We start from the raw sequence: 24,262 nt of genomic DNA on the forward strand, positions 1-24,262 counted from the left end.
ATTCTGAAGGATATACTATTAAAATGAACAATAAAAAAGAGGGAGATTTCTCCCTCTTTTCTTTTTGGCTAATTAAATTGCTCTAAGCAGGTTCGAGTGCAAAGGCTGCTAATGCCGAGCGATCATACGTATTTATTTCAGTATTTCCGTTGATAGCCAGGGCATTTACATACAAATGTTCTGCAAATGCTGCCTTGCCTTCACTGGTACAAATTCCCAGTAGTTCGGAAGGAGTGAAAGTTCTAGAATACTCACTGAAATTATTGCGAGTATACCCTATTCCATCGCCCGTTACCGCATTTCCGATAACCATACCGCTGGCATTGGTTTTGCTCGACTGTACGCTGTCGCTACAGGTTCCTTTCTTCACCACAAAACTGAGATCGGCAAAATTATTAGGGTGATAGGCCCTAAAGGTTACCTCCAGGTTTGAACCGGGTTCGTAAGGAACAAATCCGCAGCAGGTAGGATTCTTCTCTACCCCATCTACTTTTATCTTCGAGATGGCCGCTGTGCACACACTATTATCGATACGCATTAGCATCTTGAACGCACTGCAGGTATTTGCTCCACTTGCAACTCTGTTTACACCAGGTGCAACCACAGATGGTGCAAAGGTATTAAAGTGAGGTACCTGGAATATTTCGTTCGGGATGTTGCTTATCTTATTTCCATCCTTATCGAACAGCTCTAACGTAAACTCGTACAAGCCGTCTCCCTGTAAATTAGAGTCGAAAGAGATCGTCCAGGTATCCTTAGATTGCCAGTCGGCCTGATTTTCAGGCGCATTAAACGGCGCATCCTGCGGGGACGGTGTAGGAATGAGATATAATCCCGTATTCGCACCCTTATCCACTGGTCCTAATTTGGCTTTATTATAACCTATATGTAGAAATCCGTCTGATCCAATAAACTCGTACGAATATAATTTTTCCACGAGGTTACCAATCTGCTCCACAGAACCGCCTGCATTGGACAAGTCTCCATTCTTCACTTTCCGATAGGACCATCGATAATAAGTGAATTTATCGGTGGGCAATCCACTGCTGAACTGTACTCTAAAGGATAAACCTGAACCGAAGGGTCTTCTGTAATTTCCACTGCCTTCAAATTTATCTGTAAGTCCCTGCCTGTTCAACGTTTTCCCTTGAATAGGAGCACCGTTCACATTATTTTGCTCAATGTGAGACACACTGGTGCCGGTTCCGATAGTCTTCACCCAGATCACCTGGCCGTCCAGCTCTTCTGAACAATCCCAATCCACACGTGGATCAGTTACCGTGATAGGCACATGTCTCCAGCATTGGTAATTCCAGTAGACATTGCATGGAAGTGAAGGCTTGTAAACAGTTTGCCAGGTACCATCGATATGAGCTTCCACCCAGAAATACAGGTCGGGCTTATCTCCAAAGAGATTATAAATGATCTCGGTATCGAAATTACCGTTGGCATCGGTGTACACAACCTTGATCTCATCACATTTGTAGAACCATGGCCATAACCAGGGTGTGATACAAAATATTGGGTGAAACAATTGATAATTCTGAAGCAAAAGTTCCCTGATGATCGTAGGATTGCCTGATTGTAATGACCGGACAATACTTTTATCGTCGACAATAGATCGTTGCGCAGATTCTATTTTCTGAAAATTCTCGGGATTTTTCAAAAAGGAAGCCTCGGAAGCTTTAAAACTGGTGGCCTCGAAAATCCCGTCAATATTGGTCGTGATAGGGCCGAGTGGGTCTGGTATCTCTGGAAACCTTCTAATAGGATCTACAGGTACGGGAAACGGCAATTCAGGTTTTAGTACCAGCTCCGGAATACGTAATAATACATGATCCGGGATTCTTGGTAATAACCATATCCATCGGTCTACTTCACAAATATGGACCCTCATATTACACAGGCCTTTTTTCTCGTAGAATCCACTGATGTCGAAATATTTAGACACGTTTCCTTTAACCCTGCACTTTCTAATCCACCAAAGGTTAAGATACAGTTCCGGGATAGGAAGTATTTCAAATTCTCCTCTGGGGCCAAGTTTTATAATTGGCTCGTAAGCTTTATGCCTGGCAATCAATTGATCGAAATCTTTTTCGGCTTTGATCTCCTTTCGGTTCGGAGCAAGCAGCAATTGAAAATCTCCTGGTTCGCATCCCTCGGTTTTAAAGACGGCCTGGTCGTTTTTCACTACGGTCCCTTCAAGAAAATTTTTCTTCTTGTCGAATAACAATGCTAAAAATTCCTTGGGTTTTTCATCTACAGGTTCCCCTGCCCTAATGTAAATTGTTAGGTTTGAACTCTTGCCCGATTTACCGGGCTTCATTTTTGTATCCATTTCATGTAGGATTAAGTTAATAATAGGTGTAAGTTGTTGTCGATAAAGTGGGCTCGCGGGGATGTATAAAAGAAATAAAATCAATGAGGTACTTCTCTCAACAAATCTTCATTTCAAAGTTATTTTATTGAATATCAATATGTAAGAGGGGATTACCGCAATTAGGGAGGATGAAACACTCTTTAATTTTGTAGGATATTTCCTGTTTTGCTTGAGGTAATTCGCTAGCAGGTTTACTTAATTATCGCATAAATGATCTGGAAAAAACCTTTTAATAGTCGTAAATATTATTCCGTAACTTTATGTTCGGTTTTTTCAAATTAAATACAATTCCTAAATAACAATTTTCATGAGAACATCCATAACACTTTTCATCAGCTTTTTGCTAATTTTTACAGTTTGTCTTACAGCCCAGGAAAATTCAGAAAAATCTGAAAATATTTATAACGGACTTGAACTTAGAAGCATCGGGCCTGCCTTTATGAGTGGTCGTATTTCCGATATCGATATTCATCCGGACAATGAAAGCATTTGGTATGTAGCCGTTGGATCTGGAGGGGTTTGGAAAACTGAGAACTCAGGTACCACATGGACACCTGTATTTGATAAGCAGTCCTCCTACTCCATAGGAGCCGTTACCATAGATCCTAATAACCCGGACACCGTTTGGGTTGGAACCGGTGAGGATTCCGGCGGCCGACATGTAGGCTATGGCGATGGGATCTATAAGAGTATTGACGGAGGAAAGACCTGGAAGAATATGGGGCTCGCAAATTCACAGCATATCTCACGAATTCTTGTTCATCCGTTCGACAGCCAGGTTGTGTGGGTTACCGCGCAGGGACCACTTTGGAGTAAAGGAGGCGATCGCGGCGTATATAAAACAACAGATGGAGGAAAAACCTGGAATAAAACGCTGGGTGATAACGAATGGACAGGGGCAACCGATATTGTGATGAATCCACAGGACCCTGATGTTTTATACGCTGCTACCTGGCAACGACACAGAACGGTAGCTGCTTATATGGGTGGCGGTCCCGGAACCGCATTGTATAAAAGTACAGATGGTGGTGATACCTGGACCAAATTAACAAACGGGATCCCAACATCCTGGATGGGAAAGACCGGCCTTGCCATCTCCTACCATAATCCGAATGTGGTTTACGCAGCCATTGAACTGGACAGACGCAAAGGTGGTCTGTATCGTTCTGAAGACGCGGGAGCATCATGGAACAAGATGTCTGAAACGATCTCCGGGGGAACCGGACCACATTATTATCAGGAACTTTACGCCTCTCCACATCAGGAGGGCAGGTTGTATCTCATGGATAATAATTTACAGATCTCTGAGGACGGCGGAAAGACCTTTTACCGCATGAACGAAAAAAACAAACATGGAGATAACCACGCTATAGCCTTCAGAAAAAATGACCCAAACTATCTTATAGTAGGTTCAGACGGAGGGTTATATGAGTCTTTCGATCTTACCAAAACCTGGAAATACATCGAGAATCTGCCCGTAACCCAATTTTACAAAATGGCGGTAGACGATGCAGAACCATTCTACAATATTTATGGAGGAACGCAGGATAACAGTACCCAGAGTGGGCCTTCCCGCACAGATAATGTACACGGGATTCAAAACAGCGACTGGCGGGTAATTCTGAACTGGGATGGCCATCAGCCCGCTACAGAACCCGGAAACCCCAATATTGTGTATGCCGAGCGGCAGGAAGGTACCTTATCCAGGATCGATATGAGTACGGGCGAAGTAGTGGATATTCAACCGCAACCCGGAGAGAATGAAGATTATGAGAGATATAACTGGGATGCTCCTATTTTGGTGAGTCCACACTCCCCTACTACCATCTATTTTGCCTCACAACGTGTATGGAAATCGACCAATCGCGGCGATAGCTGGACCCCGATCTCGGGAGATCTTACAAAGGACGAAGAGCGAATTACCCTGCCTATAATGGGTAAGCAGCAGAGTTGGGATGCGCCCTGGGATGTGTATGCCATGTCTAATTACAACACTATCACTTCTCTTGCCGAATCCCCCAAACAACAAGGATTGATCTATGCGGGGACTGATGATGGACTCATTCAGGTAACAGAAGACGGCGGGGCGAATTGGAGAATGATCAATGTGGGAAATCTGCCTGGTGTTCCGGCCACAGCATTCGTAAACGATATAAAAGCCGATCTATTCGATGCCAATACCGTCTATGTAGCCTTAGACAATCATAAATACGGAGATTTCAATCCATATTTGCTGAAAAGTACAGATAAAGGCAGAACCTGGCGTTCGATTGCAAGTAATATCCCAAAACGAACTCTAGTCTGGAGATTGGTACAGGATCATGTAAAACCCGGTCTTATGTTCCTCGCTACAGAGTTCGGACTCTATTTTACAGTGAATGATGGAGGTTCATGGACAGAACTGGAAGGTGGTGTGCCAACCATCTCCTTCCGTGATATCGCTATTCAGCGCAGAGAAAATGATCTTATCGGGGCTTCCTTCGGAAGGGGATTCTACGTTCTCGATGACTATTCCGCTTTGCGAGATATTTCGGATGCCACCCTGAAGCAGGAAGCAAAACTATTTGGTGTTCGGGATGCCTGGTGGTATGTACCCCGCTCGCACTTGAGCTTCGGGCCGGGAAAGGGAAGTCAGGGCGATTCACATTTCGTAGCCCCTAACCCGGATTTTGGTGCCACTTTCACCTATTATCTAAAAGACGCACCGAAAACGATGGAGCAAATGCGGCAGGATTCAGAAAAAAATAAAAATACAGCCGCTGTACCTTTCCCTGGATGGGATAAGCTATCAGATGAGATAAACGAAGCAGATCCCGTGCTAACCTTTGCCATAAGTGATGCCAACGGAAATATAGTACGTAAACTAAATACGAAACCAAAAAAAGGAGTGAACAGACTTAGCTGGGATCTTCGCTATCCAGATCTGGATGTTATAAAACTCAACGACAAGAGTGATACAGAGCGTGCTGCATTTTTAGCACCCCCGGGGAATTACAAAGTGGAAATGTTCTTAACCGAAAATGGAAATACCCGTAAACTGGATGGCCCGGTATCATTTAGAGTGAAGCCGCTGCATAAGAATTCTCTACCGGGATCTTCTGTAGATGCAGTATCTAATTTCTGGAGGTCCTTTGAGAATACCTCTAAAGCAGCCTCTAAATTCGACCTGGATCTTAGCAAATCTCTGAAACGAGTCAAGGCAATGCAGATCGCTGTTAGCAGGAGTAGTCTGGCACCCGGAACTGTAGATAACGAATTAGAGAGTTTGATGCGCGATCTTCAGGATCTTTCATCTCATTACTACGGGAATCCGGCCAAGGGTGAAATAGGAGAAAAAGGAAGGCCCACGGTTGGGGAACGAATGTTTGCTGTGTATCGCGGTATAGAACGCGCTACCTACGGCCCTACACCCCAGCATAGTACGCAGCTTGAAATTGTAAAGAAAGAGCTGAATTCGGCTAATGCGAAATTAAATTCGGTGCAGCAGAAATTGGACGTGATCTATAAGAAACTACAGGCAGCCGGAGCTCCTTATGTAGAAGAGTAATGATATAGTAAATAAAAAAAACCACGACTTGATCGTGGTTTTTTTTTGGTTTGTGTTCGCTTAATTTGGCAATTTGATGATTACATCTTTTTTGTGCTTGCCATTTTGCAGTTTAATCTTATATGTTCGCCTGATCTTATTATCTAAGGTGTAGCTACTGCTGTACTGATTACTAATCATCTCCCAATCGAGGTTGTCGTGAAATACCTGGTCTCTTATAGGTTCGGGTAATAAGATGTTACGAAACTTCTCATAAGAAGAGATTACTTTTCCGGAAACATCGTAAAAAGCATCTATTTGTCCGTGTGCATTTTTAAAGACCATTTCGAATGGTGTTTTAACGCTTTGGTCGAATTCACTATTCTCGCGCAACGAATATGTTGCTACCTCACGCTGTAGTTTCTTTACAGTTGCCGGAGTACTTTCATCCTGTACCGCTTGAAGATAGTTAGCGTTCGATGTGATCAATACGTCTTCCAGGGCTATGGATGTAGCCTGGTTGTTGTCTTTTTGTGCATAACTTGCGAAGGTTAAACATACTGCTAAAATACTGACTAAAGTTCTCATAATTAATGTTTTAAAGGTTATTAAATTTGAATAGTCCAAAGATTACCAATATGTGTATGTCACTGCTAACAACTATGTTTCGATTTTTTATAACTTTTTTTAAAAACCGTATGCAAGAAGTTTAAAGCCTTTAAATCATGTTGTTTTCACCATAGAAATTGGAAGAATTTGTTGCGTCGCTACACCAGAAGAGAAATTCGAATAATGAGGAAAATAAATTATTGGATTAATCTACATAGGAAATAGTTCAATCGGCTATTGCGGGAAGTGGTTTGATCACATTAAAACCAACCTTATTGTATAATTCAATATATCTAGGATCGTCCGTTAGTGGCTGTAACATTGGTTCCTGCATCAGCCAGGTCATCTCGACCTCACGATTATTATAGGATCTGTTCAGCCATTGGAATGTTTTGTCGTAATCCTTTATATGGCAATAATATAACGCTAAAAACCAGGCAGGGCTTCCAGAGTTACCATTTTTATATTGAAGATTTAGTTGATTTAAGCTCGAATTTAGTTTGGTGCTATCTTTTTGCAGATCGGCATGGATAGCCATTAACCAATGTACTATGGGTGGTCTATCTTCATATTTTTTAAGTAATACGTCCAAATGCGTGGCAGACTTATTTGTCTCACCCATATAGAAATACCATTTAGATGTTTCCAGCAAATAAAAATAATTGTCCTGGTAGAAGGGATCCAGTGCCGAAAGTTGTTCAATGGCACTTTTCTTATCACCCAACATAAAAAGGATAAATGCCCTTTGCATATGACCATCTCCAACCACCGGATAACGTTTTATTTCTCGTTCGATAAGTTTCATGGAATAGTCAAACCGTCCTGTTTTACGTGAGTAGTCAAACCCATAATCCCGGTAATTTAACTTATCCTTTCTAAGCAAAGTATTTTGGTATTGTAGTTCGGCATTTTTTATGTCGTATTCATAGTAAAAGGCTCCTCCTACCAACTGAAATTCGATAATTTCGGAATTATATCCAGCTCCTAAAGTATCGCGCTCCAAAGCCATTTTAAAATACTTTTTTGCCTGTTTCCAGGCTTCCTGCTCGGGTAAAAGTCCCCAAACTAATCCAGACACATTGTACGTACGTCCCAGGCCTACGTATGGATCCACAAAACTGGAATCCAACGCGATTGCCTCTTTGTACAACTTTACCGAATTTTCCATTCCATATTGGTTAAGTCTGTAAAACTGATCCTCTGCTTTCAGAAATAAACGGTATGCCTCCTCATTGCTCGTAGGTCTTGAATTTATCTCTGTTTTTTCATTCGTACTTACATTAACGGCCATATTCTCGGCTACATTTTCTGCCACATCTGCCTGCATTTCGAAGATCTCGTCCGCTTTCCATTGTCCGCTGTACTCCAGGGTCCAGATAAAATTGTTGGTGGCTACCTCGATCAGATTTAAATTACTCATCACCTTATCTCCGGAGAGTTTAAAATTGCCTTCAAGGATATACTCCACGTTCAGTTCTTTGGCAATGGTTTCTGTATTTTTTTCTGAATTTTTGTAATTGATCACTGTGGAGAAGGGCACTACTTTATCCATTTCCGAAATTTTAGACAATCTTGTGATCACAGCGTCCGTCATTCCATCACTTACATATTCCAGCTCGGGGTCGCCACTCCAGTTCTTGAACGGCAGTACAGCTATCGACTTAAGCTTTTCGGAAGAAACCACCGCAGTATCGGGCGAATCTTGTTGAAAATACCTGAAAATGAAATAGGATATAACGAGCACCGAAATAATTAAGAGCCATGCGAGCAATCTTTTATTTGTTGTTGCTGGCTTTTCCAGGCTTGTATCTGAAGCACCATTTGCCGCTCTTAATGCCATTTGATGTTTTACTTCTCCAGGCGGATAGCCGAAATAGTCATTAAAGCATGTGTTAAAATAGGTAGGACTGTTAAATCCAACCTGATATGCAGCCTCCGAAGCAGTTACATCCTCGTTCTGAAGTAGTTTCAGCGCCTCGTCTAAACGTATCTCTCTAATAAACTGACTTACAGATTGACCCGTTGCTACTTTAAGTTTTCTGTGTAGCTGCGACCTGCTCATCCCAAATTGATCCACCAGATCGCTTACCCCAAAATGTTCATTAGTGTAGTTAGCAAGTACAATGGCCTTTAATTTTTCAATGAAAGAATTTGAAGTGACCATCCTAATGAGTTAGTTAGCAAGCGTGAATTATATTCTAAATATAACTAAAAAATAGCAGCTAACTGTCTGATAAAAAGGAGGTAATAGAGTCTTTGCAGTACATCTACCACCCCGCCCTTAATGATCTTTTAGATCGCGTAGTACATTTTCGGCAGAGGAAGTGACCTTTTTATAACCCCTGTAGCCATAACGGGCAAAGAGAATAACTCCCATTGTTACAACCGCTATGAACACCCATAACCATGGATCGTGTTCCTGAGCGAAGAAGTCTTTATTGTTCATGATCATTGAGAAAACAGGTAAACTTACCCACATCATAAATACACTTATCATAACACCAACTCTTTGAATTAATAACATATTTTTTCGTTTCCGTGTAAACTCCTGCAGGGTTTCCTTATAGCTGCGCCGGGTTACATCCATGGTTCGCATACCCTTTATAGCCCGTAAGGTGAGTATGGGTAGTACAATTAGTAGTAGTATGGTGAATATGCTACAGGCCATTAAGTACCAGGTATTCATTTTAGCAATGTTGAGAAGTATTACAATTGCAATGATAAAACATACCACCGCTCCCGATGTTTCGATGATGGTAAGTTTATTAAACCTATTTCTAAATTTTTGTTGTGTCATTTCCATGATTAATTTATTGGTTAGTTCTTTTTGTTCTTCCAACTGACTACTCATTCGTGTCCAAAGTATTTGCATTTCTTCCAGTTCCATAGCCGTTATTTTTTGATTGTTTTTCTCAGTTTATCCTTTATCCTACTTATTCTGGTTCCAACATTTGTGTGGCTCAATCCTGTTATCGCCGATATCTCTTCGTGAGTCCTTCCTTCCAGGAACAACAAGATCACCGCTTTCTCCAGGTCGTTTAACCGTCTGATCTGTTGATACAGGATCTTTAATCTATCTTCCATCACCGGATCGTAGTTCTCTTGCTTTAAAACGATCTTGTCCAGAGACACATTCCTACCTCTTTTATTCTTTTGTTTTGAATGAAACAAAGCAGTATTGAGTGCTATTCTGTACATCCAGGTGCTTATTTTGGCCTCTCCTCTGAAACTTTCGAAACTCTTCCACATCTGGAATACTATTTCCTGATACAGGTCTGCCTGTTCTTCGGTAATGTCCGCATAGATCCTGGCGATCTTGTAGATAATTCCTTCATGATCCTTAATGATTTTTATAAAGGCTTCTTCCCTACTCATTTAATCTGGTTCTACTCTATTAGTGATCATGGTAATCAAAAAATCACAAAAATTCGTATTTTTTTATTTGGTGATGCGTATTTGGGCCTTCTGAAACGAAAATCGACAGCATTCCGTAAAATACATTCTCGGGCGTTAAGACATCTGGCAGGACTGATATTCAATACCTTTCATCGAATAGTACCCAAATGATTATTATGATAACAAGAAATTTCTTACATTTAACCATTACCCCCTGTTTCTACCATCTAAAGTCTCCTTTTATTGGAGCTTTCTGAAAGAATTTACCTCTTATTCTATTGTTTAATCAAGTTGAATTATTTAGTAACTCTAAAACAATAGTATATGAAGAAAAAACTACGTAAAAAATTCTTCAAAAAATGGAACGAAAAACTTAAGGTTTGGAATGAAAAACTGATCGTCTATGCACGAGCCAGTAGTTATGCCATCCATAGGTAATCTGTTTTTTGAAAACGAAAAAATCCCCTTACTGCATGATAAGGGGATTTTTATTTTATTCTGGTTTTAGTGGCTGGCGATCTTCCTTAGCATACTAGTGGCGTTTTTGCCAGTGGGTCCATCAGGATCCATTTTATACGCCTTTTCATAGTATTCTTTTGCTTTTTCCTTATCTCCGGCTTCCAGATAGCCTTCTGCCAGGCTATCCCAGGCATTCGCCGAATCGGGAAATAACTGGGTAACAAAGGAAAAGATCGCAATAGCTGTTTGATGATCCCCTCTTCCAATCTGGGCATAACCAACACTATTCAGCTCTGCTTCAAAATTGAAGAACTTATATCGGGGATCCTTTACCATTTTAGAAACCTCTGTGACCAGCTTCTCATTATCTCCCGCATGGTATAAGTTAGTCATATACTGCATCGGGTCTGTGACAAAATCTCCATCTCCAAAATCTAAAGCCGCTTTCAATACGGGATCCTGATTGGTTCGATAATCTTCAAAGCTCATTTCCACTGCCACATGTGGAGCCAGCCAATCGCCGTTTTCCCACTGAGGTTTATCCTGCCACCAGGCAAATGATAGATAGACCGGGGTTTTGGTATTAGGCAGAATTATTTCATTATTATCTCCGTAAAAATTAATATTCTCACTTGTTGGCTCTCCAATGAATACTGCGTTAGTGTAATTATCCAGTTCGTTTACGAGATTCTGACAAGCAGAAAAGGTCCTGCGTCCTATGATAACCTTAAGGTTTCCGGTGGTGTTGATCTTTTGTGATTCGATGATCCTGGTCACGACGGCTTTATTTTTGTAGTTGTTACCTCCCCCATTCAGGCGGACGTCTAGCACAAGATTCTCAACCTCGTTTTTTGCGATAAAGTCGAATACCCGGGTATAGAACTCGGGAATCGACTCCGAAGGATCGTCCTGGATCTGGCTATGCCGTACATACACTGTATTCTTTTCAGGTAAATGTTCAAAATAGTAGATCTTATCCAGATTTTTCAAATACAACGGGGTTTCCCCGGCTTCTCTCGCATCCAGCCATTCTCCTTCACTTTGCACAAAACCATAAGTTCTTGGAGCCCATTCTCCGGCGGCCATAGCTTTTAGTGTTGTAGTAAAGGTTTTCCCATTCTTTTCCAGTGTAAGCTCAATATTATCAGACAAGGTAGGGACAACCCTTTGAGCATGTAATACTTCAGGGCTCATTAGATAGAGCAATCCATACGCCTTAAAAAACTGATCGTTTTCGGAAGGAACTACGGGATATATTTTCTCTAGCGCCTGCATCACCGGCATTCCGCCTACCGAGATCACTTTAGCTCCCAGCGCATTTGCATAATCTTTATGAACACCCTGCACATAGATCCCATCGGAGAAATGATACAGATTTACAGGGAATTGCCTCAAAGAAACCGGGTTATTGCGCCATCCCATACGGGTATGACCATATTTAAATAAGCCAATGATCCTTGCCAGCCCAACGCTGATTTCATGTTCCTGAAGTGTTGGAATTTGATCGTGTAGCGTTTTTACGGCATTGTCAAATTCCTCTGCAGAGGTTTTTCTAAAAAGAAATGAATAATCATTGTGAACAGTTTGCTGAAGGAATTTCAAGTCTTCCTGCCATTGTTTGGCAGTAAATTTCGATTGTGCAGTTGCCTGAAACATCAGGAAACCCATGAGGAGAAAGAGTAGTTTTTTCATTGATTGATTGATAACTAGTTATATATAATAGAGTCTAAAAATTTCAAATTGTTACATAAATATCCAGCTATTTGATTGAATTCAAATTAATTAGCTGAGGATCACTATAAATTTACAGATCAATTTTCAACATTCGTTCAAGAAGCCGTATTTTTAAAGGGTTAATTATTCTGAAAAACTATCCAAATGAAAAAACTTTTTACACTCTGCGTAATGTTGTTCTTCTCAGTCACATTATTTGTGGCCCAGGAAAAGGATCCTGTTATACAAGCCATGATAAGTGAGGCTAACGACAATTCGCAATTAAAGAATCTCGGGCATGAGCTCATGGATGTAATTGGCCCAAGACTGGTTGGAACCCCTCAAATGAAAAACGCACACGACTGGGCGGTTGCAAAGTTCAATACCTGGGGAATTACCGCTAAAAATGAGCAATGGGGCGAATGGCGAGGATGGGAACGAGGTATTACGCATATCGATATGATACATCCCCGGGTGCAAAGTCTGCGTGGGATGCAATTGGCCTGGAGTCCGGGAACAGGCAAGAACGGCATTACCGCCGAACTTCTGGTTTTACCAATGATCAAGGATTCATTAGAATTTGCCAGGTGGTTGCCTTCGGTAAAAGGGAAATTGGTAATGATCTCTATGCATCAACCCACAGGAAGACCAGATTATAATTGGGAAGAATACGCTACAGAAAAATCATTTACTAAAATGAAAGAAGAGCGTGAAAAGCAAACCGAAGAATGGCAGGAAAATATGAGACGGACCGGATACGATAGGCGAACCTTGGCGCCGGCATTAGAAAAAGCCGGGGCAGCAGGTATTGTGATGTCTAACTGGTCCCGTGGTTTTGGGGTAAACAAGATTTTTGGCGCCCGCACAAAAGCGATCCCCACGGTAGATCTGGAATTGGAGGATTACGGAATGCTCTACAGATTAGTAGAATCCGGACATAAACCCAAACTAAAGATAGTGGCAGAATCTAAAGAATTAGGAATGATGCCAACCTTCAACACTATAGCCGAAATAAGGGGTACTGAAAAACCAGAGGAATACGTCATTCTTTCGGCCCATTTCGATTCCTGGGACGGTGCCACGGGCGCGACCGATAACGGAACCGGAACCCTCGTAATGATGGAAGCCGCGCGTATATTGAAAAAGCATTATCCTAACCCTAAACGTACCATCCTCGTAGGACTTTGGGGGAGCGAGGAACAAGGTCTTAATGGCTCTCGTGCTTTTGTAGAAGATCATCCCGAAATTGTAGACGGGCTACAGGCCCTTTTTAACCAGGATAACGGTACGGGACGCGTAGTAAGACTTTCAGGTGGAGGCTTTTTAAACTCGTACGACTATCTTGGGCGCTGGCTAGATGCTGTACCTAATGAGATCACCTCCGAAATTGAAACAACTTTCCCGGGGACACCAGCCCGCGGTGGCTCCGATTACGCTTCTTTTCAGGCGGCAGGTGCACCTGGGTTCAGCCTGAGTTCACTAAGCTGGGCCTATTGGAATTATACCTGGCATACTAACAGAGATACTTACGATAAGATAGTTTTTGATGACGTTAGAAATAATGTGATACTTACGGCGATCTTAGCTTATATGGCAAGTGAAGATCCCGAAAAAACATCACGGGTAAAAGCCGTGCTTCCGGTAAGTAACAGAACAGGAAGGCAGTTGGAATGGCCTACACCCAGATCACCCGAGCGTAAAGGTGGTGTAGACTAATTTCAGAACAAAAGACCGCAAGACAGGAAGAGTTTTAAAATTCCCATCTTGCGGTTCGCCTAAAATTCAAGACGATCTACTGTCCTCCATTAAAACCTAGGCGGTCTCCTTTGCCTTACCTCGGTTTTCGTAGATCTTCTCGATCATATCCGGTACCTTTTCGAAAGCGGCGGCCAAACCATGGGCCTTTCCGGCTTCAATAAAGCTAATTTCCTCACCTTTCGTTACAAGGAATCCTAGGGGTTCGATGCCCATTCCGGCACCGGCTCCCATTCCGTAACCGGTTTTAGTTTTCTTTTCGATACCTTCTCCTTCACCGGAACCAAATCCCATTCCGATTTTAATCACAGGAACACAAATGAATTCGCCCAATTTAAATTGTTCGCCTACAACGGTTTCTGTCTTCGCTTCAGTCCTGATAAACTCAGTGATCTGTTTCAATAATTCTTCAAAGTGTAAGACCATGACATAATTTTTAAGGGTTAATAATTGATTTAATAATACGGATAGGTCGATTCTCCAAATGTAACGCCAGTCTGTTTCTGTTCTCGAAATTAATGGCGTATGAACCGTTGAACCTATTCATAAAAAAGAGTACGGGGTATAGTTTTGCATTTAGAATAATATCACCTGTATCCATTTCCAGAATCAGATGTTTTACTTTAAAGGATCGTAATACCTTCAAAGCTTTTTTTCCTTTACCCATCGTCCATTTTTTATTTTTCTTTTCGGGTTCTTTAAGTTGTTTTTTCCTGCTGAACATTTTCTGAAGTGGAAAGAGATCGAAGTTCATAAAAAGAACTTTGAGTTTGATCTTTATCAGCTCTTGTTCATCTCCCAGAATGGATGCCTTTGCAAGCCCTTTAAACTGAATGAAATACTCGCTGGTAACTGTATCTATCTTAATTATTATGGGCATCCAAAGTAAGTAGATCAAGAGTATTATAAACAGGGATACTATGACGATCCAGGGAGTCATAACCTAATTTTCTGCGAAGTTCGTGAAGGCGAAAATACTTTCCTATGACCCCTGTCAGGAAAGAAAAAATATTCGAAATAAATAATGATTCTGAATAAGTGATCGAGAGGTCGAACAACTGAATTTAAAGGTGCTTATTCGTTTTTCCTTTGAAATTCAACAAATACAACAGGAATAAGGTATTTGCGTTTTAGTTTCCCTTTCTTTTTTGTGAGAAGTATCAATTCACGTGTGCTTCTCCTGGGACCTTCCGGTACGATAAGTCGGCCGCCCTCTGCAAGCTGATCGATAAGTGGCTGAGGAATATGGTCAATTCCGGCGGTAATAATTATAGCATCAAAAGGTGATTTCTCCGGCCATCCCAGGTAACCATCTCCTATCTTAACTTCCACGTTATCATAACCAAGGCTTTGTAACCTACTGGCTGCGTTGTTCCCTAAGGATTCTATGATCTCTATAGTATATACTTCGGAAACGATCTCGGCCAGAATTGCGGCCTGATAACCCGATCCGGTCCCGATCTCCAACACCCTGTCTGTGGGTTTTAGTTTTAATTGCTCTGTCATAAACCCTACTATAAAGGGTTGGGAAATAGTTTGCCCCTCCCCAATGGTGAGTGGCGCATCTATATAGGCTTTCTCTTTGGCATTTTCAGGCACAAACAAATGCCTAGGCACCTTACGCATAGCATCCAGGGTTACCTTATCCCTGATCCCTCTGGATTCTAACTGGGATCTCACCATCTTCTCCCTGCGTTCCGAATAATCGGACTGGCAATTGACGAAAGCCGTAAAAAAAATCAGCATAATAAATAAAATTCTTTTCAGCATATTACCCTCAAAATTGATATTAAGATACGAAATCCTCGAATGCCTTTAAAGACTTTGATCGAGAAATCATTGGAAAAGCATCTCCTTATTTAAATTTTATTTCACTATATATCAAACAGTTATAAGCTCGTCTATTCTCTTGGCACACTTGTTGAATTTACCGTTATATATAAATCATAAAAATTCGAGTTATGAAAGATCTAAAACAACTTTGGAGTGAGAAACTGAGTAAGTGGAATGAAAAATTAGCCGAATATGCTAAAGCTAGTAGCTATGCCATCCACAGATAGTTTGTTTCTCGCCAACCGGAACCTTTAAAACCCTTTGCTGTTACAGTGAAGGGTTTTTTAATTTAAAGACCTTCGTAAGCATAGTATAGTTCAAGATTCATGTTATTTACCCTTTCAGGTAGCTTGAGTAAATGTGAAGTGGTCGTTCTGAAAACTGGAAAAAATAAAATGAACCTATATGATGATATCTGAAATCATTTTATATTAGCATTTATGAAAAGACTATTACTAGCCGCAACACTTTTATTCTGCTCTCAAGGTTTCGCCCAACTTAATCGGACCTTCGATGGCACCAACAACAACTTGAACAACCCTGAATGGGGGGCAGCCGAAGCGCATTTTCGCAATTTCATGACTAATGGGTATAGCGATCTCATCTCCGAGCCCGGAGGACAGGACCGGCCTAATCCAAGAAAAATTAGTAATGCCATTGGGAGTCAGTCTCAATTTATGCCCAACGAGTTAGATCTAAGTGATTTCATCTGGGGATGGGGACAGTTTATTGATCACGATATCAACCTGAACGATGATAATTTCAATGAACCCAACGATATTCCAGTACCCACCTGCGAGCCCTTGTTCGACCCAAATTGCACAGGTTTAGAGACATTACGGATGTTTCGGTCTAAATCCGACCCATCCACCGGTACCGGAATAGGAAATCCACGAAAACACATTAATGATATAACCAGCTATATAGATGGATCGGCTGTGTATGGAAGCGATATAAATCGCGCGAACTGGATACGCACCTTCGTGGATGGCAAGTTGAAAACTTCCAGTGGTGACCTCCTTCCGTGGAACACCATAGACGGTGAGTTTGACAGTGCAGTAGATCCCAATGCACCTTTTATGGTTTTGGACGGATTCCCAACACCCACCAAATTTTTTGTGGGTGGTGATATTAGGGTTAACGAACAACCCGGCCTCGCCTGTTTCCATACCTTGTGGGTGAGAGAACACAACAGGCTCTGTGACGAGATTAAGGCAGCGAACCCAACCTGGACCGATGAAGAGATCTTTCAGCGGGCAAGAAAGATAGTAGGAGCCCTGATACAAGTAGTTACCTATGAAGAATTTTTACCTCATATTGGCATACAACTGGATCCATACATCGGTTATGATGACACAGTAGAACCTAACATCCTGAACTCATTTTCGGCCGCAGCATATCGCTTTGGTCATACTATGGTAAATGGGCGTTTGGTGCGATTTGAAGAAAATGGTGATGATTGGATATTTGGAGCGGTAGATCTTAGAGATGGATTCTTTAATCCGTCGATCTTGAGAGATGAAGGTGGAATAGAGCCTTTTTTCAGAGGTTTGGCGGCCCAGAAACATCAGTTTGTGGATCCACTCATTATGGATGATATTAGAAATTTCCTCTTTGGCCAACCAGGAGCTGGAGGGATAGATCTGCTATCAATAAACCTGGCACGAGCAAGAGAACGAGGCCTACCCGATTACAATACGATTCGGGCAGATCTGTCTCTAACGCCACATGCCGATTTCAATAGCCTTACATCCGATCCTGTATTAAGTGGGAATTTGTCGGCCGTATACGGAGGTGATATCTCTAAGCTCGATCCATGGATAGGATTTATGAGCGAGGACCATATTCCGGGAACCCTGGTAGGCGAAGGATTACACAGTATCCTGAAACTGCAATTCCAGGCGTTGCGTGATGGAGATCGATATTATTACGAGAATGATCCGGCTTTTACAGCTACCGAGATAGATGAACTTAAAAATACAACCTTATCTCAGGTAATTCTACGTAATACCGGCATCGAGACCTTACAGGAGGACGTTTTCATTGCAGTGCCCAGAGATCTACTCGCTGTAGAGCTTTTCCCGTTCCCTGAAGTGCGTTCGATAGAGTTAAAAGCCTACCCTAACCCTGTTCAGAAGTACTTTAACCTTGTAATAGAGAACGCAAGGCCATCTAACGCTACTTTAACTATTTTTAATGTAAACGGACAGGTAATCTCCACAAGAGCTGTACAGTTAAATAAGGGTCGAAACGAAGTGAACTTCGAACTTAGCGATCGAATTGCCAATGGAATGTACGTGGTAACGCTGGAGTCTGATGGAGGCACCGGACAACTGAAACTTATTAAAAGAGGTCGTTGATCTTAAGGAGATCCCTCCTATTTCTGGTCAAAGCAGCACAAAAAGCGGCTAATTCAGCAGATGTACTATACTATAAAGTATAAGAACTTTGCATAGAAAGAAAAATTAGTGCTATGGACCTAACAAACCTACTTGGAAATTCTGCTGCGTTTCTTACCACCATCAGTTTTTTGCCGCAGGCTATAAAAACAATACGATCGGGAAACACCAGACAATTATCACTGCCCATGTTCCTGTTATTTGTAAGTGGTGTATTTATTTGGATCTTATACGGGATTCTAAATGAGCAATTACCAATAATATTGGGAAATGCCATAACCTTTCTATTTGCGGGAACTATCCTGGTATTCAAACTCAGGGACTTGAGAAAATAAGAGAAGACACAAACCCCAGGATGTTGTTGCTAATTTAATGGACAAATGTCTTATTATTGTAACAACAACCATGGACGATAATAAGCATATAAAGAAGTTTGGAACCTTTGGTGGGGTATTTACTCCTACCCTCCTAACTATCCTTGGTGTTATAATGTATCTCCGGATGGGATGGGTTGTAGGTAATGCAGGATTACTGGGTGCCTGGTTAATTATTATAATTTCTTTCCTCATCACCCTTTGTACAGCCCTATCGATGTCTGCTATTACCACCAATATTCGAATCGGGGCTGGTGGAGCTTACGCCATCATATCACAATCACTCGGCCTAGAAGTTGGGGGAAGTTTGGGAATTCCCCGATATATATCGCAGGGACTGGCGGTTACCATGTATATTTTTGGTTTCAGGGAAGGATGGTTGGGGATCTTTCCGGATCATAATCCGTTCCTAGTGGATATATCCGCCTTTATTGGCTTATTTACCATTGCTTATATAAGTGCAAACCTGGCCATAAAGACACAATACATTATTATGGTAGTGATCGTGGCCTCATTGGTTTCGGTCGTAATGGCTGCCTACGATGGTTCTATGTCCATTGCAACCGATGAAGCTTTAAAATGGGGAACCTTTAAGGGATCTCCCGAAAATAACTTCCGCGGAAGTAACTTTTGGCTGGTTTTTGCAGTGTTTTTCCCCGCTGCCACAGGAATAATGGCTGGCGCTAATATGTCTGGAGAACTCAAAGATCCGCGCAAGAGTATTCCTGTTGGGACTTTATGGGCAATTGGGGTGAGTTTTGTGATCTACATGCTTCTGGCCTTTTGGCTTGCACGCACAGCTACCGAACAAGAACTCATTTCAAATTACAATATCATAATCGAAAAGGCGTATGTAGGACCATTGATCATCGCAGGTGTGTTAGGAGCAACCTTCTCTTCGGCCCTGGCATCTATAGTAGGTTCCTCCCGTATATTATTTGCCATGGGCGAACACAATGTGTTACCCTATTCTAAGTTTCTTGCAGGACAAAGTAAAAACGGTCAGCCAAGAAATGCGATGCTGGTAACCGGCATACTTATTTTTGCAACCATGTTACTTAGAAACCTCAATGCCGTGGCGCCGCTGGTAACATTGTTCTTTTTAGTGACCTATGCCATGATCAATATAGTGGTGATCATCGAGCAAAATTTAGGGTTGATAAGTTATCGGCCCATTTTCAAGGTAAAACGCTGGATCCCATGGCTGGGGCTGGTCTCTTCAGTTTTAGCAATGTTCATTATTAACCCAACCATCAGCCTTATTACCATCGCTATTGTGCTGGCGGTATATTGGTATCTATCCAGACAAAATTTAGAAACACCATTTGAAGATGTGCGAAGTGGTTTATTTGTTTCTTTTGCTGAATGGGCCGCTAAACATACCTGGGGAATGAAGAAGATGCAACAACGCGCCTGGAAACCTAACCTGATGGTGCCCGTTAGAGATATAATTGGAGTTAGGGGAAATTTCGAATTCCTGAGGAATATCGCCAGTCCGAAAGGTTCTATCAAACTCCTGGGAATTGAGGCAAATTCAGAAGAAAGCGAAATGACGAAGCATTTGGACGAACTGGCAGCTTCGTTTCGCGACAAAGGGGTATTCTCCTCCTGGACCGTAATCAACACTACTGAATTCGCAAAAGGTGTGAATTACGGTAACCAGGCCCTGAGAGGTGCTTTTTTCAGGCCTAATGTTGTTTTCCTCAACTTACAGCAGCACGATGATTACGAAACCGAACTGCGTCCCGTAATAAAAGAATGTATTAGGCTGGAAATAGGGGTATTATTATTCCAGTCGCATCCTACTGCACTTTTAGGGCAACGCAATACCATTAATGTTTGGGTTAGTAACCGTAAGAATAATTGGAGCCTGGGCTGGGATATTGGAAACCTGGACCTCTCAACCTTGATCGCATATAAACTTATGAAGAATTGGAAAGCGAGAATAAGGCTTATAACGGTTATAGATGACGTAGAGGAGGTTGAAAATGCCACGAAATTCCTCGATTCCCTGATAAACCTCGCTCGCCTTCCCGAAACCTTAATGGAAGTTTGTGTGGGCGATTTTAAGGATGTTGTGACCGCAGCACCGCATGCCGACCTCAATATCTTCGGAATGCAGGAAGATCTGAGATTCGAATTTGTTCAGGAAATGACTTCGAAAACGAATAGTTCGTGCTTGTTTGTAAAAGATTCAGGGCACGAAAGTATACTGGCGTGATGTCCGGCGAATCTCTTCAGAATAAAAAAATAATTCCTACAAAATCACTCAAATATTCCTACGTGTTTACACGTACAAAGACAATATATTCGATGTATTGCATATTTTACTCGTTATAAAGCAGCTGCTAACTTATTATTTAACAGTTAGATATACATAAGTGGTCTATATTTGTAATACCAAATTTACTACTTATGAAATCGTACCATGCCCCCGCTGCGATTTTGCTTATTCTAGGTTTAATCGCCAACTCTTCTGCCTGGTCTCAGGTAGGGATCAATACAACAAATCCACGTGCTTCATTAGAAGTTGCCGGCTCTATGAGTATTTCCAATAGTGTGGAAATAGGCGATTATAGTGGACTAAACGACGCAGACGCGTCTACCTTCCTGATACAGGAAACCAATAATTCTATTAAATCCCTCGATGTTAGTAATCCAACAGGGGTCGCCTTGGCCTATATCCAGGAATATGTAATTGAGGACCCCAATCTGGATTGGGTGAAAGACTTCGATACTGGAATTGATGCTGTAGACTATGTTGTAATAGTAACCTCGGCCAGTTTTAACCAGGAACTAGATCTTACTAATAGTGCCGGAGCCGCGGATAATGCAAGTATCCCTTTTTCTTCTGCTTTTATAAAGAATGGCACCTGGCATTTGGTGGCAGACTATCCTCAGGCAGCGAATATAGATGAAACGGCTATGGGGATCTGGACGATCAGTACCCTGATATTTTCAAACGACGTTTCCAAACAATATGGAACCATTGGCGTGCCGATGTCCGGTAATTCTACCGGCAGTGCAGTTTCACCAATTATAAACTAGGCCCGTACTATGAGAAAACATTACTTAATAGCGCTCTTAACCGTAAGTACAATTGCTACAGCACAGATAGGAATAGGTACAGACAGGCCTTTGGCCGATCTTCATATTGCCGGTGGTGCTTTGGTACAGGGAGGTTTTACCACACAAAACCTCAATACGGTTTCTTCAACTGAAGAAGATTTTAAACTGGTTACCCGGGTTACAAACTCCACCCCGGTTGGAAAGATCACCATTCTCGATACGGACGTTTTAAATGTTGCTCCGGTAAACACGGTAAATTACCACTTTACAAACGTAAATCTGGACAATCTGGACGATGTAAATCTACAATATGATGTAGACAAATACGTAGTGGGGGTGGCAAACTTCCGCCACGTTGGTGATGCCATTCAAAAAGTACCGGGTGGAGATAACTTTTCTATTGGCCATTTTGTAGTTCGTACTTTTAAGAGCGGTGGAACCTGGCATCTACAGATAAAGAATGAGGAACTCGACCTTTTGGCAACTAATTCCCTGGAGTATTATATCCAGTTGATCGTTTACGACAAGAAGTATTTTCGTGATCTTCCTGTGATCACAACAAACCTTGGTGGGTCCAATACCGGAACCGCTTCATCCATTCCTGTTTTTGAATAGTTAATTATGAAAGATCTTTACACTCTTACCGTATTATTAGGAATTACATTTAATTCTGTTTTTGCACAGGTTGGCGTTAATACAACTACCCCAACAGCTACTTTGGAAGTTGTTGGTGATGTTTTAGTTGATTCGGAATTATATCTGGAAAACCCCGGGGACAATTCCAATATCAGGGGTTCTAAATTTTTAGTTCGTACTACGGGTAATCAGTTGTCTCGATACGATATTACCAATAGTAAGTACGGACCCATAAATTACGTAGAGTTTGAATTTCAGAACTTGTCGGCCAGCGGATTGTTAGATTATGACACTAAGATCTCGACAGATGACTATTTAGTAAGTATACAAGGATATTCATGTGGGATCGCCGGAGCCGGAAGAACAGGAAGTATAATGCCTAGTAGTGCTCTTTCCACCTTAAGCATAGAAGGTTACCAGATATACGCCTATCCTAATACAACCACCAACACATGGTTTTTAAGGGCATTTGTGAATAATTCCACATGGCAACGTTACAACGGGACTACCTATGTGGATACCGAAATAGACATGTGGCTCAATGTCATGATCTATAGAAAGGGCTTTATCGCAAAAGCCCAAAACGACATTACTGTAGATATGTCGAATTTGGCAACGGGAACAGCTACACTACCCATAGGGTTCTAAAAACTCTATTTCATAACTTTTTCCTACATTTTTCTAAGTTTCATTCCTACGCGTATACACGTACTTTTGATATATTTTCGATGTAAAGCAAAATTTAATCGTTATCCAACATGTTCTAAAATTTTCTTTAACAATAAGTTATCCGCCCAGGGATTATCTTTGTAGTACCCAAATTTTAGTACTTATGAAATCGAGTTTTGCCCCCGCTTTAATATTGTTTATCTGCTTGCTATTGGTAACTGCCCCCGCTTTTACTCAAGTTGGAATAAACACCACAAATCCAAGAACCACATTAGAGGTAGCCGGCAATGCTGAGATAACAGGTTCACTGTCTATAGGGAATTACGACCCTCTTGCAGATGGAGAAGCATCTACATTTCTCATACAAGATGAGAACGACAACGAGGAAATTAAAACCCTGGATGTAAGTAATCCAACCGGAGCTGCTCTTGCCTATGTTCAGGAGTATATAATTACCAATCCGGACCAAGACTGGGTACGTGATTTCGATACCGGGGTCGATGCCAGTGAATTTGTACTTATAACGATATCGTCTTATTTCGATCTGGAGCTAAATACTAGTTCCTCATCGGGTGCTGAAGATAATTCGAGTTTACCTTATACAGCTACATTTATTTCGGGAGGAACCTGGCATATCATTGCAGATTATCCCATGGTAGCTAATCTGGATCCAAGTGCAACCGGAACGTGGACAATTTCCACACTAATTTTTTCGAAAGACCTTTCTAAGCAACTGGGTAGTATTGATATCCCTATGTTAAATTCTACCACAGGAAGCGCAGTAACTCCCATTTTAGATTAAATGTATAGAAGTATGAAAAAAATTACACTGATTCTCTTAATTTTTAGTACAACCATCTTTGCGCAAATTGGGATTGGTACAGACAACCCGCAGGCAGATCTCCACGTTGCCGGGGATATGCTAATTAGAGATGAATTTAAATTAGGAGCCCTGGGAACAGTAGCAAGTACCGATGAAGATTTTATGCTGCTCACCCGCTCGAAAACTTCAAATCCGGTTGGCAAGGTGACAAAACTTGATGTGAGCGAACTATCGGTTGCACCGGTAAACATTGTAGACTACAGTTTTAGCAATATTTCCTTAGACAACCTTAGAGATGTTAACCTTCAGTACGATGCATCGAAATATATTGTGGGTGTGGCCAATTTCAGATATCTGGGCGACCCCATTAAAAAAGTGAATGCCGGTGGAACCAAATCTATTGGAAACTTTGTTGTACACACCTTTATTAGCGGTGGTACCTGGCACCTGGAGATAAGAAATCAAACCCTAGACCTGGATCCGTCAGATTCTGTAAGTTACGAGATCACCTTAGTGGTATACGATAAGTCCTATTTCCGATATTTAAATCCTATTACCACCGACCTTGGAGGTAATAACAGCGGAAGTGCCTCTTCAATACCAAACCTATATTAAATCAAC

At 41.6% G+C, this 24,262-nt stretch carries 19 protein-coding genes; 10 read left to right on the forward strand and 9 right to left on the reverse strand.

What is annotated here, in order from left to right; genetic code table 11:
* Positions 1 to 82 precede the first annotated feature (82 nt).
* Positions 83 to 2,338 (reverse strand): hypothetical protein, encoded by a 2,256-nt coding sequence (locus tag C5O00_RS12785; RefSeq protein ID WP_105217221.1) that lies wholly within the window; start codon positions 2,336 to 2,338, stop codon positions 83 to 85.
* Between the two features lie 349 nt (positions 2,339 to 2,687).
* On the opposite strand from C5O00_RS12785, the gene C5O00_RS12790 reads away from it, so the two are divergent.
* A complete protein-coding gene (locus C5O00_RS12790) occupies positions 2,688 to 5,927 on the forward strand; it encodes a WD40/YVTN/BNR-like repeat-containing protein (RefSeq protein WP_105217222.1) in 3,240 nt (1,079 codons plus the stop codon).
* A 60-nt stretch (positions 5,928 to 5,987) separates the two neighbouring features.
* Here C5O00_RS12790 and C5O00_RS12795 read toward each other — a convergent pair whose 3' ends face one another.
* The 5 genes from C5O00_RS12795 to C5O00_RS12815 all read right to left on the reverse strand — a co-directional run bounded on the left by C5O00_RS12795 (position 5,988) and on the right by C5O00_RS12815 (position 12,062).
* Complete coding sequence (locus C5O00_RS12795) at positions 5,988 to 6,494, reverse strand: hypothetical protein (protein ID WP_105217223.1); 507 nt, start codon at positions 6,492 to 6,494, stop codon at positions 5,988 to 5,990.
* 247 nt (positions 6,495 to 6,741) lie between these two features.
* A complete protein-coding gene (locus C5O00_RS12800; protein WP_105217224.1) occupies positions 6,742 to 8,679 on the reverse strand; it encodes a helix-turn-helix domain-containing protein in 1,938 nt (645 codons plus the stop codon).
* A 117-nt stretch (positions 8,680 to 8,796) separates the two neighbouring features.
* Positions 8,797 to 9,402 (reverse strand): hypothetical protein, encoded by a 606-nt coding sequence (locus tag C5O00_RS12805; protein WP_105217225.1) that lies wholly within the window; start codon positions 9,400 to 9,402, stop codon positions 8,797 to 8,799.
* Between the two features lie 5 nt (positions 9,403 to 9,407).
* Positions 9,408 to 9,890: an RNA polymerase sigma factor gene (locus C5O00_RS12810; RefSeq protein ID WP_105217226.1), complete on the reverse strand. Its 483-nt coding sequence runs from the start codon at positions 9,888 to 9,890 to the stop codon at positions 9,408 to 9,410.
* A gap of 525 nt (positions 9,891 to 10,415) precedes the next feature.
* Positions 10,416 to 12,062 (reverse strand): tetratricopeptide repeat protein, encoded by a 1,647-nt coding sequence (locus C5O00_RS12815; RefSeq protein ID WP_105217227.1) that lies wholly within the window; start codon positions 12,060 to 12,062, stop codon positions 10,416 to 10,418.
* Positions 12,063 to 12,248: 186 nt separating this feature from the next.
* Here C5O00_RS12815 and C5O00_RS12820 point away from each other — a divergent pair, with 186 nt between their 5' ends.
* Positions 12,249 to 13,799 (forward strand): M20/M25/M40 family metallo-hydrolase, encoded by a 1,551-nt coding sequence (locus C5O00_RS12820; RefSeq protein WP_105217228.1) that lies wholly within the window; start codon positions 12,249 to 12,251, stop codon positions 13,797 to 13,799.
* Between the two features lie 96 nt (positions 13,800 to 13,895).
* Here the strand turns inward: C5O00_RS12820 and C5O00_RS12825 are convergent, their stop codons facing one another.
* From C5O00_RS12825 to C5O00_RS12835, 3 genes are all read right to left on the reverse strand, one after another.
* A complete protein-coding gene (locus C5O00_RS12825) occupies positions 13,896 to 14,264 on the reverse strand; it encodes a GerW family sporulation protein (protein ID WP_105217229.1) in 369 nt (122 codons plus the stop codon).
* 10 nt (positions 14,265 to 14,274) lie between these two features.
* Complete coding sequence (locus C5O00_RS12830; RefSeq protein ID WP_158676860.1) at positions 14,275 to 14,778, reverse strand: hypothetical protein; 504 nt, start codon at positions 14,776 to 14,778, stop codon at positions 14,275 to 14,277.
* Positions 14,779 to 14,912: 134 nt separating this feature from the next.
* Positions 14,913 to 15,584 (reverse strand): protein-L-isoaspartate(D-aspartate) O-methyltransferase, encoded by a 672-nt coding sequence (locus C5O00_RS12835; RefSeq protein ID WP_244592993.1) that lies wholly within the window; start codon positions 15,582 to 15,584, stop codon positions 14,913 to 14,915.
* A 527-nt stretch (positions 15,585 to 16,111) separates the two neighbouring features.
* Here C5O00_RS12835 and C5O00_RS12840 point away from each other — a divergent pair.
* The 8 genes from C5O00_RS12840 (at position 16,112) to C5O00_RS12875 (ending at position 24,256) form a co-directional block, all read left to right on the forward strand.
* Positions 16,112 to 18,031 (forward strand): peroxidase family protein, encoded by a 1,920-nt coding sequence (locus C5O00_RS12840; RefSeq protein ID WP_105217232.1) that lies wholly within the window; start codon positions 16,112 to 16,114, stop codon positions 18,029 to 18,031.
* A gap of 113 nt (positions 18,032 to 18,144) precedes the next feature.
* Positions 18,145 to 18,405 (forward strand): SWEET family sugar transporter, encoded by a 261-nt coding sequence (locus C5O00_RS12845; RefSeq protein WP_105217233.1) that lies wholly within the window; start codon positions 18,145 to 18,147, stop codon positions 18,403 to 18,405.
* Between the two features lie 37 nt (positions 18,406 to 18,442).
* Entirely contained in the window at positions 18,443 to 20,665 is a 2,223-nt protein-coding gene (locus tag C5O00_RS12850) for an amino acid permease (RefSeq protein WP_244592994.1), read from the forward strand.
* 194 nt (positions 20,666 to 20,859) lie between these two features.
* Positions 20,860 to 21,492, forward strand: coding sequence for a hypothetical protein (locus C5O00_RS12855; RefSeq protein ID WP_105217235.1), 633 nt, complete (start codon positions 20,860 to 20,862; stop codon positions 21,490 to 21,492).
* A 9-nt stretch (positions 21,493 to 21,501) separates the two neighbouring features.
* Entirely contained in the window at positions 21,502 to 22,128 is a 627-nt protein-coding gene (locus tag C5O00_RS12860; protein WP_105217236.1) for a hypothetical protein, read from the forward strand.
* Positions 22,129 to 22,134: 6 nt separating this feature from the next.
* A complete protein-coding gene (locus C5O00_RS12865; protein WP_105217237.1) occupies positions 22,135 to 22,797 on the forward strand; it encodes a hypothetical protein in 663 nt (220 codons plus the stop codon).
* Between the two features lie 184 nt (positions 22,798 to 22,981).
* A complete protein-coding gene (locus tag C5O00_RS12870; RefSeq protein ID WP_105217238.1) occupies positions 22,982 to 23,620 on the forward strand; it encodes a hypothetical protein in 639 nt (212 codons plus the stop codon).
* Between the two features lie 12 nt (positions 23,621 to 23,632).
* Positions 23,633 to 24,256 (forward strand): hypothetical protein, encoded by a 624-nt coding sequence (locus C5O00_RS12875; RefSeq protein WP_158676861.1) that lies wholly within the window; start codon positions 23,633 to 23,635, stop codon positions 24,254 to 24,256.
* Positions 24,257 to 24,262 lie beyond the last annotated feature (6 nt).

This window comes from Pukyongia salina (assembly GCF_002966125.1).
In the GTDB taxonomy this organism is placed as follows: domain Bacteria; phylum Bacteroidota; class Bacteroidia; order Flavobacteriales; family Flavobacteriaceae; genus Pukyongia; species Pukyongia salina.

What these genes read in the sequence shown, in the direction of transcription:
- C5O00_RS12785 (WP_105217221.1), bottom strand. Translation starts at nt 2,338, where the DNA reads ATGGATACAAAAATGAAGCCCGGTAAATCGGGCAAGAGTTCAAACCTA.
- C5O00_RS12790 (WP_105217222.1), top strand. Translation starts at nt 2,688, where the DNA reads ATGAGAACATCCATAACACTTTTCATCAGCTTTTTGCTAATTTTTACA.
- C5O00_RS12795 (WP_105217223.1), bottom strand. Translation starts at nt 6,494, where the DNA reads ATGAGAACTTTAGTCAGTATTTTAGCAGTATGTTTAACCTTCGCAAGT.
- C5O00_RS12800 (WP_105217224.1), bottom strand. Translation starts at nt 8,679, where the DNA reads ATGGTCACTTCAAATTCTTTCATTGAAAAATTAAAGGCCATTGTACTT.
- C5O00_RS12805 (WP_105217225.1), bottom strand. Translation starts at nt 9,402, where the DNA reads ATGGAACTGGAAGAAATGCAAATACTTTGGACACGAATGAGTAGTCAG.
- C5O00_RS12810 (WP_105217226.1), bottom strand. Translation starts at nt 9,890, where the DNA reads ATGAGTAGGGAAGAAGCCTTTATAAAAATCATTAAGGATCATGAAGGA.
- C5O00_RS12815 (WP_105217227.1), bottom strand. Translation starts at nt 12,062, where the DNA reads ATGAAAAAACTACTCTTTCTCCTCATGGGTTTCCTGATGTTTCAGGCA.
- C5O00_RS12820 (WP_105217228.1), top strand. Translation starts at nt 12,249, where the DNA reads ATGAAAAAACTTTTTACACTCTGCGTAATGTTGTTCTTCTCAGTCACA.
- C5O00_RS12825 (WP_105217229.1), bottom strand. Translation starts at nt 14,264, where the DNA reads ATGGTCTTACACTTTGAAGAATTATTGAAACAGATCACTGAGTTTATC.
- C5O00_RS12830 (WP_158676860.1), bottom strand. Translation starts at nt 14,778, where the DNA reads ATGACTCCCTGGATCGTCATAGTATCCCTGTTTATAATACTCTTGATC.
- C5O00_RS12835 (WP_244592993.1), bottom strand. Translation starts at nt 15,584, where the DNA reads ATGCTGATTTTTTTTACGGCTTTCGTCAATTGCCAGTCCGATTATTCG.
- C5O00_RS12840 (WP_105217232.1), top strand. Translation starts at nt 16,112, where the DNA reads ATGAAAAGACTATTACTAGCCGCAACACTTTTATTCTGCTCTCAAGGT.
- C5O00_RS12845 (WP_105217233.1), top strand. Translation starts at nt 18,145, where the DNA reads ATGGACCTAACAAACCTACTTGGAAATTCTGCTGCGTTTCTTACCACC.
- C5O00_RS12850 (WP_244592994.1), top strand. Translation starts at nt 18,443, where the DNA reads ATGGACAAATGTCTTATTATTGTAACAACAACCATGGACGATAATAAG.
- C5O00_RS12855 (WP_105217235.1), top strand. Translation starts at nt 20,860, where the DNA reads ATGAAATCGTACCATGCCCCCGCTGCGATTTTGCTTATTCTAGGTTTA.
- C5O00_RS12860 (WP_105217236.1), top strand. Translation starts at nt 21,502, where the DNA reads ATGAGAAAACATTACTTAATAGCGCTCTTAACCGTAAGTACAATTGCT.
- C5O00_RS12865 (WP_105217237.1), top strand. Translation starts at nt 22,135, where the DNA reads ATGAAAGATCTTTACACTCTTACCGTATTATTAGGAATTACATTTAAT.
- C5O00_RS12870 (WP_105217238.1), top strand. Translation starts at nt 22,982, where the DNA reads ATGAAATCGAGTTTTGCCCCCGCTTTAATATTGTTTATCTGCTTGCTA.
- C5O00_RS12875 (WP_158676861.1), top strand. Translation starts at nt 23,633, where the DNA reads ATGAAAAAAATTACACTGATTCTCTTAATTTTTAGTACAACCATCTTT.